Genomic DNA, 15,651 nt, shown 5'->3' with positions numbered 1-15,651 from the left:
TTTAGTTATTTAGTAATATTTTGTATTTCTTCTTTATTTAAAAAACACCAATTTCCTATTTTAAGATCTTTTTTGTAAAGTCCCCCGAAATTAATACGATCTAATCGAATAACTTGATAATTTAATTTTTTAAATATTCGTTTAATGACTCTATTCCATCCGATATATAATCCTATTTCTATTTGATTTTTAGCATTTTTTTGATTCACAAAAATAACTTTTACTTTTCCTTCTTTTAGATAAATTTTTCCTTTTCTTATTTTATCTAAATCTTCATTTCTAATTTTTTTATTTAATGATACATGATATATTTTTTTTATATGATATTTAGGATGAGTTAACTTCTCAGCCATATATCCGTCATTTGTTAGAAGCAAAACTCCTGTAGTAGAAGAATCTAATCTTCCTACAGGAAAAATCCTATATTTAGATAAACAAGGAATTAAATTCATTACTGTTTTTCTATTAAATTGATCTCGTGTAGTAGTAATAAAACCTTTAGGTTTATTAAGTAATATATAAATTTTATTTTTAGATTTAATTTTTGATCCATGAAATTTAACAATATCATCTGTACGAATAATTGTTCCTAACCTAAAAACAGGTTTTCCATTCACTTCTATTGCTCCAGATTGAATAAGTTTATCCGCTTTTCTTCTGGAAGAAATTCCTGCATTGGACAAGTAATGATTTAATCTAATTTTATGATGCATAAAAATGAATTAAAAATGAAAAAGAACTTCCATTGTATATTTTTTTAATTTTTTTCTAGATAAATCATAATTCGAGGTGAAACCTAAAATAAAGCCCCCCCCTCCAGAACCACACAATTTTAAATAATATATATTATTTAAAATTCCATTTTCCCATATTTTCCAAAATTTTTTTGAAATCATGGGACGAAAATGATTGAAAACCCAAGTGGATAAAAGTTTAACATTTTCCAACAAAATTTTAAAATCTTTCTTTAAAAAAGACTCAATGCATTTTTCATTATATTTTATAAATTCTATGAAAAAAAATTTTTTGAATTTATTCTGTTTAAACTTTTTGAAAAAAAATTTGATCATAGAATCAGTTTTACTAGGAGCTCCAGAATTTAATAAAAAAATAGCTCCTTTTCCTTTATTTTTTTTTGTAATTTTTATTATAGAAATATCTGTTTTAGACCGAATGAGTAAAGGTTGATTTAAATAACAAATTAAAGGGTCTATTCCAGAGCTTTTTCCATGAAAAAAAGACTCCATTTTACTGAATATATTTTTTAATATTATGATATGTTTTTTTAAACATGTCTTTAATTTATTTTTTGCATATTTATCATAAATAGCGGCAACTAAAGCTCCAGAACTTCCTATTCCATATCCTTGAGGAATGTTTGAATGAAAAAATATTCCTTTTTGTATATCTTGATGTAATTTCTTTAAATTCAGTTTTGTTAAAACTTTTTTTTTTCCAAAATAGATAAGAAACTATAAAATTTCTTGATTTCATAATTTGAAAAATCTTCAATATTCTTATTGAATTCTGAATGAACTTTTAAAGTTCCTCTGTAAATATTGTGAGGAATAGAAAGTCCGCTTGAATTTTTTAAAACCCCATATTCTCCAAATAACAATATTTTTGCCGGAAACGAAGATTTTTTCATTTTTTATTTTAATTTTTTGCTTACTATTTTCTTTTTCAAACAACACAAATTTAAAAAAAACTCTTTATTTTTATTATTTTCATTTATTATGTTCTAATAAATAAAATAATTAAATTCGTAATTTTTCAGTTTGTTGTTTAAGAAAATTTTAAAATGAAAATAGCCGTATATGGACAAAAATTTTGTGAAAAAAATATACCATATTTAAATCAGTTCATAGGCTATGCCTTTAGTCATTCAATAGAAATTCATATTGAAAAATCATTTTTTCATGTTTTGTCTTCTTTTAAAGAATTCAAATATTTAGATTTTCCTGTATTTTCTCATTATAAAGAACTAACAAATAAAGATTTCAGTTTAATGTTTACTTTTGGGGGAGATGGGACTATACTCTCCGCCATTACATTAATTAGAGATTCTGGTATTCCTATAGTTGGAGTTAATACAGGAAATTTAGGTTTTTTAGCTACTTTTAGTAAAGACGTTTTTATACAAAAAATAGATAAAATTTTTAATAGAAAACTTAACATAATGCCTAGAAGTTTATTGTCGTTAAAGACTTCTGTAACGGATCAAAAAAAATTTTTCAACTTTGCATTAAATGAAATCGTAATCCTTAGAAAGGAAATGGTTTCGATGATCACTATAGATGCTTATATAGATAATGAATTTTTAACTTCTTATTGGGCTGATGGATTAATAATTTCTACCCCCACTGGGTCAACTGGATATTCTCTAAGTTGTGGCGGTCCTATTATTGGACCTGAAAATAAAAATTTTGTTTTAACACCTATATCTCCACATAACTTATTTTCACGTCCATTAATCATATCGGATCATCAAAAAGTGTATTTAAAAATACATAGTCGTGTAAAATCTTATTCTTTATCTATGGATACAAGATTAACTTCTTTGAATCAAGAAAACGAATTATACATTCAAAAAGCGCCTTTTTACATATATCTCCTTCAAGAAGGAAGGAATACATATTATAAAACATTGAGAGAAAAACTTTTATGGGGAATGGATCAACGAAATTGAATATGAAAAATCTTGATTTTTATTTTATATCTTTGTAAAAGATGTGTTTATGTTTTTTATGAATTTATGAAAGAGTTACTAGAAAAAATAGACTATAATAATATTCCTCATCATGTAGCTATTATTATGGATGGAAATGGTCGTTGGGCAAAAAAAAGAGGAAAATTGAGAACATTTGGACATGAAAAATCAATACAGTCTGTAAGAGATACTATAAATGGAAGTAAAGAATTAGGAATTCCTTATATAACTTTATATGTGTTTTCTTCAGAAAATTGGAATAGGCCTAAACAAGAAATAGATAGTTTAATGCGTTTATTTCATACTAATTTAAAAATTCATTTAGAAGAAATTCATGAAAAAAATGTGAAAATTCTTACTATAGGAGAAGTAGAAAGATTTTCTGAAATGATTCAACAAGAACTATTTTTCTTCATGAAAAAAACAAAACATAATACATCTGGAACTTTAATTTTAGCATTAAGTTATAGTGCTAGAGAAGAAATTTTAAGAGCAACAAAAAATATTGCGGAAAAAGTCTGTAATGGTTTGTTTTCTGTAAAAGATATAGATCTTTCTTTTTTTCAAAATCATTTGTATACTAAAAATTTGCCTGATGTAGATTTAATTATTAGAACAAGTGGAGAACAACGTATTAGCAATTTCCTGCTTTGGCAATCGGCTTATGCAGAGTTATATTTCACAAATGTTTTATGGCCTGATTTTCGTAAAAAAGATTTCTTTGAAGCTATAATAAATTATCAAAAAAGAAAACGTCGTTTTGGAAAAATAGAATAATTTTCATGAAAAAAAATATTTTTGTAATTATAAACTGCATTTTTTATTTATTTTTTTTGACACTTCAACAAGTATACTCGTTTTCTGTTAACGATGAGAATTCTTATAAAAAAGAGCACTCGTTTTCTGTTAACGATGAGAATTCTTATAAAAAAGAGCACTCGTTTTCTGTTAACGATGAGAATTCTTCTATTACTAAAAATAAAAAGCATTATAATAAAAATATTTTTTTCCTTGTAAAAGAAATACATATCATAGGGAAAACTAAATATGACAGTCGTTTTATTTCTGAATTATCAGGTATTTCTATTGGAGAACCTATTGATATTTATGGAGTAAAAACAGATAATGCTATAAGAAAATTGTGGAAAAGTAATCTTTTTAGAAAAATATCCATTTACAAAAAGAAAAAATATCAAAATGAAATTGATTTATTTTTTGAATTAGAAGATTTAGAAGAAATTCATGAAATCAAAGTAAAAGGAATTGAAAAAGATAAGTTTCCCAATATAGAAAAAATAAAAATTGGAGAAAAAATTTCTTATGATTTGATTCAGTCTGTTAAAAATGATATACAAGAATATTATGTTAAAAAAGGGTATCATGATATTAATATAAAAAGTGAAATAAATAAAGAGAATGATAAAAATGTACTATGTTTATATGTGGATAAAGGAAAAAAAATTGAAATAGAAGAAATATTATTTCATGGGAATCAAGTCATTCAAAATAAAGAATTGCTTGACCTAATGAGTCAAACTAGAAAAAATTTATTTCCCATAATTTCTATAATCAAAAAACCTCTTTTTATTCAAGAAAATATAAAAAAAGATTTAAAAAATATCATCAATAAATATAAGTCTATGGGATTTATTGATATTCAAGTATTTTTAGATTCTATATGGAAAAAAGAAACAGGAAATTATGGAATAAGAATAAAAATCATAGAAGGAAAAAAATATTATTTAGGAAACGTTACTATATTAGGAAATAAAAAGTTTAAAACAGATTTTTTGAAAAAAATTTTCTTTTATAAAAAAGGAGACATATATAATCCAATTGGGATTAGAAAAAATATTTTAAATCCTTCTTATGCTGATAGTATTTTATATGCCTATTTAAATTTAGGTTATTTATTTTCTAATATTACTTTTATGGAAAAAAGGATTCTAGATAATGAAATAGATTTAGAAATTAAAATATTAGAAAATCAACCTGTCTACATAAATAAAGTTTTTATATTAGGAAATTTAATAACTAAAGATCATGTAATTAGAAGAGAATTAAAAACTTATCCTGGAGATCTTTTTTCTATTCATAACATTAAATATAGTTTGTTACATTTAGAGAATTTAAATCTTTTTGATAAAGTATATCATATAATTAAACCAAACAAAAAAGATGAATGGGTTGATATAGAATGGCATGTTGTAGAAAAAAATACTAATGAGTTTCAACTTCATGGAGGTTTTGGAGGAAAAAATTTTAGAAAAGTTATCGGAAATTTTAAATTAAATTTTGGAAATTTTTCTATTAAAAATATTTTTAAATGGAACTTGTGGAATCCCATTCCTCAAGGAGACGGACAAAAATTAGTTCTTCACAGTCAGTTAGGAAAAGATTTTACATCTTATGGTATTTCTTTTACAGAACCTTGGATAGAGAGAATCCATCCCACTTCTCTTACTTTAAAAAGTCAATATTCAATAAAAAAAATTAAAAACGAAGAGGATTTAGATTTTTTATCTCAAGTATATAAAAATACTGAAATATCGCATGAAGAAAAACAACATCAATTTTTAGAAAAAATAGGGGTTTCTATTGACTTAAATAAGTCTTTAACTTTTTTAGATCCTTATTCTAAGATTTTTACATCTATAGATTACGAAAAATTTATTTATCAAAAGGAAATTTCTTCTAATTTATATCAAAAACGCCAATTCAACAATCTGAGTTACTTAATTTCATTTCAAAGATTTTCAATAGAACCCGATATTATTTTTCCATTTCAAGGATCAAAAATCCAGCTTAACAGTACATTTACTATTCCATATTCCGTAATTTTTAAGAATAATAAAGAGAAGGAATGGATGGAGTATTTTAAATTAAAAATAATTTTATTTTGGTATCATAAAATTATAAAGAATATGATATTGAAAACAGGAGGAGAATTAGGTTATTTAGGGCAATATCACAATTCAAAAGAATTATTTCCGTTCCAAAAATTTTATATGGGTGGAGTACATAATAATTTATTAGGATCAAAATTATATGATAAAGATTTTATTCCATTAAGGGGGTATTCTTATAAAGATAAAATTATAAATAATGGAGGGACTATTTATAATAAACTTATTTTGGAAATACGTTATTTGATTAAAAATTTATCAAATATTAAGATTTGGACAATTTGTTTTATGGAAGGAGGAAATATTAGCAATTCTTATCAAGAATTTAATCCATTAGTTATAAATAAATCTTTTGGATTTGGATTTCGTTTATTTTGGCCTCCAATAGGTTTTTTAGGGTTAGATTTTGGATATCCTATAGATAAGGATATAATTCGTGGTTTTAATCAATCAAAATGGAAAACACATTTTATAATAGGAAAAGATTTGTAATACAATACAAATAAAAACACAAAATAATATGAAAAAAAATATAATTCTTTATTTTTTATTATTTCTATTTTTATTCGGATATCATTCGTATTCTAAGGATCATAAGGAATGTCATAATAAAATAGTTTGTCTTAATAGTACGGCTTTGATAGAGAAAATGCCAGAATTTTCTACTGCGCAAAAAGAATTGGATAGAATTAGTAAAATCCATGAAAATATTTTAGATAAATTAGCAAAAGAATTTCATAAAAAAGCAGAAAAATTTCAAAAAAATAAAAATCCAATTCTTAAAAAAGAATTAGAAATTTTACAGTCAAGAGCCCATGCCTATCAAAAAACAGCTTCAGACGATTTAACTAAAAAACAAAATAAATTATTAAATCCTATATATAAAAAAATAGAAAACGCTATCCATAAAGTAATAGATAAAGATAAAAATATTATAAGAGTTGATGATTGTAGTCCTGGAAAAGGAGTTTTAGTAAATAAAGGAGAGGATATTACTGAAGCAGTTAAAAGAGAGTTAGGTATAAAATAAAAATAAATGGTATCTCCCGGAATCGAACCGGGGACACAAGGATTTTCAGTCCTTTGCTCTACCTACTGAGCTAAGATACCAAAACATAAAAACAAAAGTACAATAAAATAATTAGTAATAAATTTTGTTATCATATCTTTTTATTATTTTTATTTTTTCTATTTTCTTGTATGAACAGAGATGCTTTAATAAGAAAAGATAGAAAACAAATACCTAAAAATATTTTTATTAAAACAAGTCTTTTTTATAAAGAAAAAGGATTCTTAAAATTTGTTATTTATTCTCCTATTATTAAAGAATATACTTTTTATACTTTGTTTCCATATGGTTTAAATTTATTCATTTATGATCAAAATACTAATAAATATACTTATATTAGGGCTGATTGGGTAAAATCAATTGATAAAATATTCTATCATATTAAAGGAAATATAAAAATTATGAGTCCTAAAGGATATTTATTGAAAACTGATGAGATTTTTTGGGATATAAAAAATAAAAAAATATTTAATAAGAAATATACAACAATCATATCTAATTTAGATGGAATCAGACTATATGCTAAAAATGGAATAGAAGCTACTGAAGATTTAAAAGAAATTAGATTAAAAAACATTAGTGGAACTTTACCTATTAAATAATATAATTTTTCATATTAGTATAGTTTTTATTACTATACTAGTATCTGCTTTTTTTTCTGGTATGGAAATGGCATTGATTTCTTCCAGTTTATTTCAAATAGAAATAGAAAAAGAAAATAAAAAAGGTTCTTTTCATTCTAAACTTCTTTCAAAAAGTATAAACAATTCCAAAAAATTTATCACTACAATGGTAATTGGAAATACCATATCTTTAGTTATATATGGGATTTATATGGGAAAATTGTTTTTGTCTATTTTTCCAAAAGAATTTTTGGATAATTCTTTATGGATGATTTTTTTAGAATCAATTTTTTCTGCGACTATCATTTTAATTATTGGAGAATTTATTCCAAAAATAATATTCAGTGTGTATTCAAATGAATTGTTAAGTTTATTCATTGTCCCTGTATATGTAATATATAAAATATTTTCTCCTATTACAAACTCCATTATTTGTATTTCTAATGTTTTTTTGAAAATTTTAGGAGAAAAAGAAAATGATAAAAAGAAAATTTTTGATAAAGAAGATTTAGTTTATTTTTTATCAGAAAACATAGAAAAAAATATAAAAGGAAAAGAATTTTTGGAATCTGAAATTGAAATTTTTCATAAAGCACTGGATTTTTCTGAAAAAAAAGCACGAGAATGTATGGTTCCCAGAAAAGAAATAGTTTCTTCTAATCTAATATTTTCTTCTATAAATAATATCAGAAATATATTTACTGAAAGTGGCTTATCTAAAATAGTGATTTATAAAAATAATATAGATAACATTATTGGTTATATTCATTATTTAGAGTTATTTAAAAAACCAAAAAATATCGAATCTATAATTCGATCAGTAGAATCAGTTTATATAACAACTCCTATTAGAGAAATCATGGATCTTTTAATTAAAAAAAAAAGAAGTATTGCTATAGTATTAGATGAATATGGGGGGACTGCAGGAATGATAACTATGGAAGATATTTTAGAAGAGTTTATTGGAGATATAAAAGATGAACATGATGAAAATTTATTACTAGATAATAAATTAAATGATTATGAATTTTTATTTTCTGCACGTTTAGAAATTGATTTTATCAATGCTAAATATAATTTAGATCTTCCTCAATCTGATAAATATGAAACTTTAGGAGGATTGATCGTTACTTATACAGGAGACATTCCAAAATATGGAGATAAAATTGTTATCAATAAAAATTTTTATATAGAAATTAAAAAAGTATCTAAAAATAAAATAGAAGAAATTTTTCTGAAAAAAAAAGTTTAAAATGAGTTTTTTAGAGAAAATAAGAAAAAATACATGGTTAGTTTTCTTTTTTATAAGCATATCTTTGCTATTTTTTATATTAGATCCTAATATTCTGCTGAAATTTTTTACTGAAAATTCCACTGTTATTGGAAAAGTAAATAGAGATAACATTTTTTTAAAAGAATATCTTGATTATTTTCAATTTTTGAAACAATTTCGTGAAGATGAAGTTGATGAGCATTTGAAAAATGAGGCTTGGAAACTATTAGTTCATGAAAAAGTGATGAATCAGCAAGCTAAAAAATTAGGTATTACAAGTACAAAAAAAGATTTTTGGAAAGCAATAGAAAAGCAATCAATATATAGCAAAATTATTGATTTTCAAAATGAAAAAGGAAAAATGGACATGAATAAATTTCAATTTTATTTAAAAAACTTGGAAAAATTACCTTCTAGTTTAACGCCTCAAATAGAAGCAGAAAAAAATATTTGGTTGTATGAAAAGAATAGTATTCCAAAAAGAATTGTTGCAAAAAAATATATAGAAATGTTGATGTATGGATTAAATACTTCTTTTATAGAAGCTCTATTAAATTATAGAGATAAAAATCAATTTTCCATAATTGATTATGTATTCATTCCTTATTCAGACATAGAAAAAAAATATTATAAAATACAAAGTCATGATATTTACGATTTTATTAAAAAAAATAAATTTCTTTATAAAAAAGAAAATTTAAGAAATCTCAGTTTTATAATTTTTCGTTCTCATCCATCATTAGATGACGAAAAAAATATGGATTTGAAAATAAAAAAATTATTTAATAAATTTAAATCTTCCAATCATAATTCTATAATCGTTACAAATCAGTCTGAAAAACCTTTTGATTCAAATTTTTATTTGAAAAATAATTTACCTCTTTTTTTGAAACATTTTGTGGAAAAAAAAAATCAAGTAGGGAGTATGTTTGGGCCTTTTAAAGATGACAATATTTATATCATGGCTAAACTTACTGGAAAAAAAATGGTATATAATTCTGTTTTATCTAGTCATATATTGATTTCTCATAAGGAAGCTGTACGTTTTTATAATAATAGGACTAAGAAAAAAGCTGAAGAAATAGCGAAAACAATATATGATATTGTAATCAAAAATCCTGATAGATTTAATTCTTTAGTATGGGAAAAATCTGATGATATTGTCAATACAAAAAAAAATAAAGGAAATTTAGGATGGATCAAATATGAAGAGCAAAATGAAGCATTTAAAGGTAAGGAATCATTTGATTTTTTTTCTTTAAAAAATAAAAAAGGGACAATAGGTTTAACGGAAACTAAATTTGGATATCATATTATCAGAATAGACGATATAAAAGATATCAAACCTGCTTATCAATTTGCCATAATAATTAAAACACTAACTCCATCAAAAAAAACGGAAGATATTCTTTACCAAAAGATTATTAAATTTATGAAAGAAAATAAAAATTCAAATTTGAATACATTTATTAATAATGCAAGAAAAAAGAAATATGAAACAATCTTTTTAAAAGAAATAAAAAATCATCAATGGAACATTCAGGACTTGAATACTGAATTGGATCAAGAAATTATAAATTGGTCTTATGAAAAAAATAGAAAAGAAGGAGATGTAAAAATTTTTTCCGCTTATAATAAAGATTATATTATGGTTTTTTTATCTAAAATTCAAAAAAAAGGATATCCTATTGAAGAAATAAAAAATAATATATCTCCTTTCCTTTTAAATAAAAAAATAAGTCATTATTTATATAATATAATGAAAAACAAACATATAAGTTTGGAAGAAATAGCTTATTTTTTTAGAAAAAAAATAAATAAATCTTGTAAAATCAATTTTTATCAATCTATGATAAAAAATTACAAAGAACCTAAAGTAATAGGATATGCTTTTTCATCAAAATTATATAAGACCTCTAAACCAATATTAGGAGAAAGGGGGATTTTTTTTATAAGAACATTAAAACGTTTTAATACATCTAAAAAGCTTTCCTATCTCTCTTCTGAAATAGAATCTTTAAATGCTGACTTAAGAAAAAATATTTTAGAAAAAATAGGAAATGTGTTAATTGAAAAATCTAATATCAAAGATTATAGAAAAAATAATATCTAATTATTTCGTTTTATAGAATAAGGAGGTGTATATTTTTTTACTTTTTTATTTTCATCTTTATGATTATAAATTTCTTCTTTTATAGATTGATCAATATTATTTTTAATAATTTCATTTTTAATTTTTGTTTTGGCGTTTTTTAAGTACCGTATTCCTTCTCCTAATCCACGAGCTATCTCTGGTATTTTTTTAGGACCAAAAACAAGTATAGCTATAAAAATGATAAAGAAACTTTCTTCTATACTAATAAATAAAAAATTTTTCATTTTTTTACATTTTTTTTACAAAAATCATATACTATAGATGGAGCTATAAATATAGAGGAATAAGTTCCCACACTAATTCCAATAAATAAAGCTAACATAAAACTATGAAGTACTTTTCCTCCAAATAAGAAAATAATTAAAATTACTAATAAAGTGAGAAAAGAAGTATTTATAGTTCTACTCAGAGTACTAGATATCCCTTTATTTATAGTTTCTTTCATTATAAATGATGTTTTTTTTGAAATTTGTCTAATTTTATCATAAACTATTACGGTATCATTAATTGAATAACCTACTATCGTTAATAAAGCGGCTATAAAAGTTTGATCTATTTCCAGAATAGGAAATTTTTCGTGAAAAAATGAAAATATTCCAAGAACAATAATTGAATCATGAATTAAAGAAATAATTGCACCTATTCCAAATTCCCATTTTTTAAATCTTATAAAAATGTATATAAAAATCCCTATTAAAGAAATCATAATAGAAAGAAAAGCTTTATGAGTCATATCTACAGCTACTGTAGGGCCTACTTTTTCAATAGATAAAATACCTAATGATTTATTTTTTTTGATATTTCTAAAGTCCTCAAAATTTATAGGAAAAAAATTTTTTAAAGCTGAAAACATCTTTCTTAAAATTATTTCGTCTATTTGATTATTTTCTTCCCAAATTTTATATTTGGTAACTATTTTAAGTTGATTTTTATCTCCGAATGTTTGTACCCTAGGAAAAGAAGGTTTTCCATTTTCTATAAATGTTCTCGACAAAATTTCTGAAATTTTTTCAGGTACCATTTTACGATCAAAAAGAATTACATAAGAACGACCCCCAACGAAATCTAAACCCATATTGAATCCTTTGAAAAAAAAAGATAGTATACTAACAATTATAAGAATACAAGAAATCATGTAAACCCATTTTCTTCTGGACAAAAAATCATATTGCATATTTTTAATTTTATTCAAAATAAAAATTGATATCTTTTTTCTAAAAGAAATTTTTTTATATTTTTTTAAATGCCATTCTAAGAACAACCTTCCTAAACAAATGGAAGTAAACATAGATATCATAATTCCAATAATTAAGGTTGTAGCGAATCCTCGTATTGGTCCTATACCAAAATAAAATAAAATTATTCCACATAATAAAGTTGTGATTTGTCCATCTATAATAGAAGATAAAGCTCCATGTAATGTGTAACTATTATGAATAGATGTTAATATATAAATTTTCTTTTTTATATTTTCTTTAATCTTTTCATAAATCAAAATATTAGCATCCATGGACATTGCTAATGTTAGTATAATTCCCGCGATACCAGGAAAGGTCAATACAGCATTCATAGAAATGAGAATTCCAAAAATAAATATTATATTAAAAAAGAGGATAATATTAGCATATAATCCTGGAATGGAATAATAAAAAAACATCCAAGTAAATACAAAAAATAAGGAAATCAAAAAAGATATGATCCCTTTTCTAATAGATTCTTTACCCAAAGAAGGACCGATAATATCAGTTTGAACAATTTTTACAGAAGTAGGTAATTCTCCTGTATTTAACACATTTATTAAATCATTAGATTCTTGTATTGAAAAATGTCCATATATTTGAGACATTCCATTTGGAATAACTGATTTTACTACAGGAACTGCATACACTAAATTATCAAGCACTATTGCGATACTTTTTCCTATATTTTTCTCTGTAAATATTTTCCATTTTTTAGTTCCTTCTTGATTCATTTTGATATTTATGGATATTTCATTTAAAGGACCAAAAGATTTATAAGCATGAGTCACTATATCTCCATTTAAAGAATCATATGTATTTTCATTATTGATTTTTACAGCAAATAATTGAAAAAAATTATCTAATTTTTTATATCCCCATAAAAATTTTACATCATGTAAATCATATGGTAAATAATTTCTAGCTTCCGAAGAATTTAGAAAATCAGAAATAATTTTTTGATAGTTTATATGAACTAATCCGACTACATTTGAAGATTTAATGAGTGGAATATTCAAAAGATCTATAAAATGTTTTTTTATTTTAGAATGTTTTTTATCATAAAATTTATTGATTACATTGAAATACGAAATAATTTCTTGAATATTATAAGTTTCAAAAAAATGTAATTCCGCTTTTTTTTCTAAAATATTTTTGATTCTATTTATATTTTTTATTCCAGATAGTTCTATTAAAATTCGATTAGAATTTTTGATTCTTTGAATATTGGGTTGAATGATTCCGAATCTATCTATTCTGGATCTCAAAATATTCTGAATAGAAATTATAGATGATTCTATTTTTTTTCTTAAAAATTTTTTTACTTCTGAATCAGAACTATTAGGATCAATTTCTTCGAAATTTGATTTATTTCCAAATAAATTTGGAGAAGATAAATTGATATCTAATTTATTATTATTAATCTCTTGATTAAAGGAATTCATGAAAAATGACAAATAATCTGTATTTGGGTTTTCTTTTTTTTTCTTATCTGCATTTTCTAACGCTTTTAGAAAAACAAAATTTTGAGAATTTTCAGAAAATTTTTTTAATAAATCTTTTTCAGAAATATCTAAAATCATACTTATTCCTCCTTTTAAATCTAATCCTAGATTTAAATTTTTTGTATTATTTTTATTATTTACAATAATAGATAATATATAATATAAACAAATTGTAGTCAGTATTATGGTTACAAAAATTGTAAAAAAGTTTCTTACATTCATATTACCATCGATTTACATTTAGCATAAAAAAATTATATATGAAATTATTATTTTATTAACAGATTAAAAAATTTTTATAGCTATATTTATTATATTGGGATTTAAGAAAATTAAATGAATGCACTTGAAAAAAATTTTAGCTTATTCAAAGCCCTATAAATATCATTATATCATTAATATATCATGTAATTTTTTATATTCTTTATTTTCAGTTATATCCATTATATCGATTTCTCCTGTATTAAGTATTTTACTTGAATCTTCTGAATACAAAAATAAAACAACATTTTTTAATTCTTTTAATGTATTTTTCGATTTCATTATTAAATATTTTCATGATTATATAAAAATACTGTTATATAAATATGGAAAAATAAACACTTTAGCTATATTTTGCGTTTTTATTATTCTACTTTTTTTTATTCGAAATATTTTTCGATATTTGGCGGAATATTTTTTAATAGGAATAAAAACTTCTATCGTTCGAAATATTCGAAACGATTTTCATAAAAAAATACTTTCTTTACCCATAATTTTTTTTTCAAATAAGAGAAGTGGAGATTTAATGTCTAGATTATCTAATGATGTTAATGAAATAGAGGTATCTATTGTTGGTTCTTTAGCTAATTTGATTAGTTCTCCTATTATGGTCGCTTTTCATTTACTAACCTTATTTTTTATGAGTTATCAATTAACGTTATTTGCTTTTTTATTGTTTCCTTTAATGGCAATTTTTTTATCTATTATAGGAAATAGCTTAAAAAAAGATGCAAGAGGAGCTCAAAACCAATTAGGAAAATTATTTTCTGTTATAGAAGAAACTTTAAATTCTATTAAAATTATAAATATTTTCCATGCTGAAAATCAAATGCAAAAACGCTTTGAACAAGTATCTGAATACCAGAAAATACTTTCTGATCGGGTTAATAGAAAAAAAGAATTAGCTTCTCCTATGAGTGAATTTTTGGGTTCAATTACAATGATTTTAATTATTTGGTATGGAGGAAAACTTTTTTTAGAAAAAAAAGGAATGGCGCCAGAGATACTTTTCCCTTTTATAGGACTTTTTTTTCAAATTATTAATCCAGCAAAAAGTTTAGTTAATTCTATATCCAATATTCAAAAAGGAAAAGCAGCTGCAGAACGTATAGTAGAGATATTGAATACTAGATGTGTATCAAATGAAAAAATTATATATAAATCTATTTTTAATTTTGAAAATGAAATATTATTTCGTAATGTATCATTTACTTACAATAAATTAATCTTGATTCAAGATTTAAGTTTTTCCTTAAAAAAAGGAAAAACCGTAGTATTAGTAGGTAGATCTGGTAGTGGAAAATCGACTATTGCTAATTTATTGGCTAATTTTTATGATGTAACATCTGGAGAAATTACTGTAGATGGGACTAACATTAAATATTTAAAAATTAAAGATTATAGAAAATTATTAGGAATTGTAACTCAAGAACCGGTTCTTTTTAATGATTCTGTTTTTAACAATATAGCGTTAGGAACAGAAAAAAAAATATCTATAAATTCTGTGATACAAGCAGCTAAAATTGCTAATGCACATTGTTTTATAAAAAAACTTCCTAAAGGATATGATACTATCATAGGGTATAACGGAAATAAATTATCTTTAGGTCAAAAACAAAGAATTAGCATAGCTCGAGCTGTATTTAAAAATCCTAAAATTATGATTTTAGATGAAGCGACTTCCTCTTTAGATACAGAATCTGAAATTACAGTTCAAAAAGCCTTAAATAAAATGATGAAAAATAGAACATCTCTTGTAATAGCGCATAAATTATCTTCTTCCATTATACAAAATGCAGATCATATTATTGTCTTAGAAAAAGGAAAAATTATAGAACAAGGAAAACATAATACTCTAATTTCAAAAAAAGGAACTTATAGTAAGTTAATGTCTCTACAAAATTTTTAAAG

Annotated in this window: 12 protein-coding genes, 1 tRNA gene and 1 pseudogene; 8 read left to right on the top strand and 6 right to left on the bottom strand. The window is 23.1% G+C overall.

What is annotated here, in order from left to right; genetic code table 11:
- Positions 1 to 5 precede the first annotated feature (5 nt).
- Positions 6 to 713 (bottom strand): pseudouridine synthase, encoded by a 708-nt coding sequence (locus H0H64_RS02765; RefSeq protein WP_185857268.1) that lies wholly within the window; start codon positions 711 to 713, stop codon positions 6 to 8.
- Between the two features lie 9 nt (positions 714 to 722).
- A pseudogene (locus tag H0H64_RS02760) lies at positions 723 to 1,648 on the bottom strand (GHMP family kinase ATP-binding protein).
- A gap of 153 nt (positions 1,649 to 1,801) precedes the next feature.
- Here H0H64_RS02760 and H0H64_RS02755 point away from each other — a divergent pair.
- The 4 genes from H0H64_RS02755 to H0H64_RS02740 all read left to right on the top strand — a co-directional run bounded on the left by H0H64_RS02755 (position 1,802) and on the right by H0H64_RS02740 (position 6,646).
- Positions 1,802 to 2,689, top strand: coding sequence for an NAD kinase (locus H0H64_RS02755; protein ID WP_185857267.1), 888 nt, complete (start codon positions 1,802 to 1,804; stop codon positions 2,687 to 2,689).
- Between the two features lie 66 nt (positions 2,690 to 2,755).
- Positions 2,756 to 3,487 carry an isoprenyl transferase gene (locus H0H64_RS02750; RefSeq protein WP_185857266.1) on the top strand — a complete coding sequence of 244 codons (732 nt, stop codon included), beginning with the start codon at positions 2,756 to 2,758 and terminating at the stop codon, positions 3,485 to 3,487.
- 5 nt (positions 3,488 to 3,492) lie between these two features.
- A complete protein-coding gene (locus H0H64_RS02745; RefSeq protein ID WP_185857265.1) occupies positions 3,493 to 6,108 on the top strand; it encodes a BamA/OMP85 family outer membrane protein in 2,616 nt (871 codons plus the stop codon).
- Between the two features lie 28 nt (positions 6,109 to 6,136).
- A complete protein-coding gene (locus H0H64_RS02740; RefSeq protein WP_185857264.1) occupies positions 6,137 to 6,646 on the top strand; it encodes an OmpH family outer membrane protein in 510 nt (169 codons plus the stop codon).
- 7 nt (positions 6,647 to 6,653) lie between these two features.
- On the opposite strand, the gene H0H64_RS02735 is transcribed toward H0H64_RS02740, so the two are convergent.
- Positions 6,654 to 6,726 (bottom strand) — tRNA-Phe (locus tag H0H64_RS02735).
- A 90-nt stretch (positions 6,727 to 6,816) separates the two neighbouring features.
- Between H0H64_RS02735 and H0H64_RS02730 the strand changes: the two genes are divergently transcribed.
- The 3 genes from H0H64_RS02730 to H0H64_RS02720 are packed head-to-tail and all read left to right on the top strand — an operon-like array spanning position 6,817 to position 10,694.
- Positions 6,817 to 7,287, top strand: coding sequence for a hypothetical protein (locus H0H64_RS02730; RefSeq protein WP_185857263.1), 471 nt, complete (start codon positions 6,817 to 6,819; stop codon positions 7,285 to 7,287).
- A gap of 1 nt (position 7,288) precedes the next feature.
- On the top strand, positions 7,289 to 8,560 hold the full coding sequence (locus tag H0H64_RS02725; RefSeq protein ID WP_185857618.1) for a hemolysin family protein: 1,272 nt from the start codon (positions 7,289 to 7,291) through the stop codon (positions 8,558 to 8,560).
- Between the two features lies 1 nt (position 8,561).
- Positions 8,562 to 10,694 carry a SurA N-terminal domain-containing protein gene (locus tag H0H64_RS02720; protein WP_185857262.1) on the top strand — a complete coding sequence of 711 codons (2,133 nt, stop codon included), beginning with the start codon at positions 8,562 to 8,564 and terminating at the stop codon, positions 10,692 to 10,694.
- Here the strand turns inward: H0H64_RS02720 and H0H64_RS02715 are convergent.
- The 3 genes from H0H64_RS02715 to H0H64_RS03110 all read right to left on the bottom strand — a co-directional run bounded on the left by H0H64_RS02715 (position 10,691) and on the right by H0H64_RS03110 (position 14,022).
- Entirely contained in the window at positions 10,691 to 10,960 is a 270-nt protein-coding gene (locus tag H0H64_RS02715; RefSeq protein ID WP_185857261.1) for a Sec-independent protein translocase subunit TatA/TatB, read from the bottom strand. The genes H0H64_RS02720 and H0H64_RS02715 overlap by 4 nt on opposite strands.
- On the bottom strand, positions 10,957 to 13,701 hold the full coding sequence (gene secD / locus H0H64_RS02710; protein WP_185857260.1) for a protein translocase subunit SecD: 2,745 nt from the start codon (positions 13,699 to 13,701) through the stop codon (positions 10,957 to 10,959). The genes H0H64_RS02715 and secD overlap by 4 nt, the downstream gene beginning before the upstream one ends.
- A gap of 165 nt (positions 13,702 to 13,866) precedes the next feature.
- Entirely contained in the window at positions 13,867 to 14,022 is a 156-nt protein-coding gene (locus H0H64_RS03110) for a hypothetical protein (protein ID WP_238785006.1), read from the bottom strand.
- Between H0H64_RS03110 and H0H64_RS02705 the strand changes: the two genes are divergently transcribed.
- The gene (locus H0H64_RS02705) at positions 13,949 to 15,649 is read left to right on the top strand and encodes an ABC transporter ATP-binding protein (protein WP_238785005.1); all 1,701 of its coding nucleotides are present in this window, start codon (positions 13,949 to 13,951) and stop codon (positions 15,647 to 15,649) included. The two genes, H0H64_RS03110 and H0H64_RS02705, sit on opposite strands and share 74 nt — an antisense overlap.
- The last annotated feature ends 2 nt before the right edge of the window (positions 15,650 to 15,651 follow it).

Origin of the sequence: Blattabacterium cuenoti (assembly GCF_014251635.1) — a bacterium.
Lineage (GTDB): Bacteria > Bacteroidota > Bacteroidia > Flavobacteriales > Blattabacteriaceae > Blattabacterium > Blattabacterium cuenoti_S.
This window is presented reverse-complemented; position numbering and strand designations above follow the sequence as displayed.

Coding starts and splice junctions, on each gene's coding strand:
- H0H64_RS02765 (WP_185857268.1), bottom strand. CDS start 713: ATGCATCATAAAATTAGATTAAATCATTACTTGTCCAATGCAGGAATT.
- H0H64_RS02730 (WP_185857263.1), top strand. CDS start 6,817: ATGAACAGAGATGCTTTAATAAGAAAAGATAGAAAACAAATACCTAAA.
- H0H64_RS02745 (WP_185857265.1), top strand. CDS start 3,493: ATGAAAAAAAATATTTTTGTAATTATAAACTGCATTTTTTATTTATTT.
- secD (WP_185857260.1), bottom strand. CDS start 13,701: ATGAATGTAAGAAACTTTTTTACAATTTTTGTAACCATAATACTGACT.
- H0H64_RS02715 (WP_185857261.1), bottom strand. CDS start 10,960: ATGAAAAATTTTTTATTTATTAGTATAGAAGAAAGTTTCTTTATCATT.
- H0H64_RS02750 (WP_185857266.1), top strand. CDS start 2,756: ATGAAAGAGTTACTAGAAAAAATAGACTATAATAATATTCCTCATCAT.
- H0H64_RS03110 (WP_238785006.1), bottom strand. CDS start 14,022: ATGAAATCGAAAAATACATTAAAAGAATTAAAAAATGTTGTTTTATTT.
- H0H64_RS02755 (WP_185857267.1), top strand. CDS start 1,802: ATGAAAATAGCCGTATATGGACAAAAATTTTGTGAAAAAAATATACCA.
- H0H64_RS02720 (WP_185857262.1), top strand. CDS start 8,562: ATGAGTTTTTTAGAGAAAATAAGAAAAAATACATGGTTAGTTTTCTTT.
- H0H64_RS02740 (WP_185857264.1), top strand. CDS start 6,137: ATGAAAAAAAATATAATTCTTTATTTTTTATTATTTCTATTTTTATTC.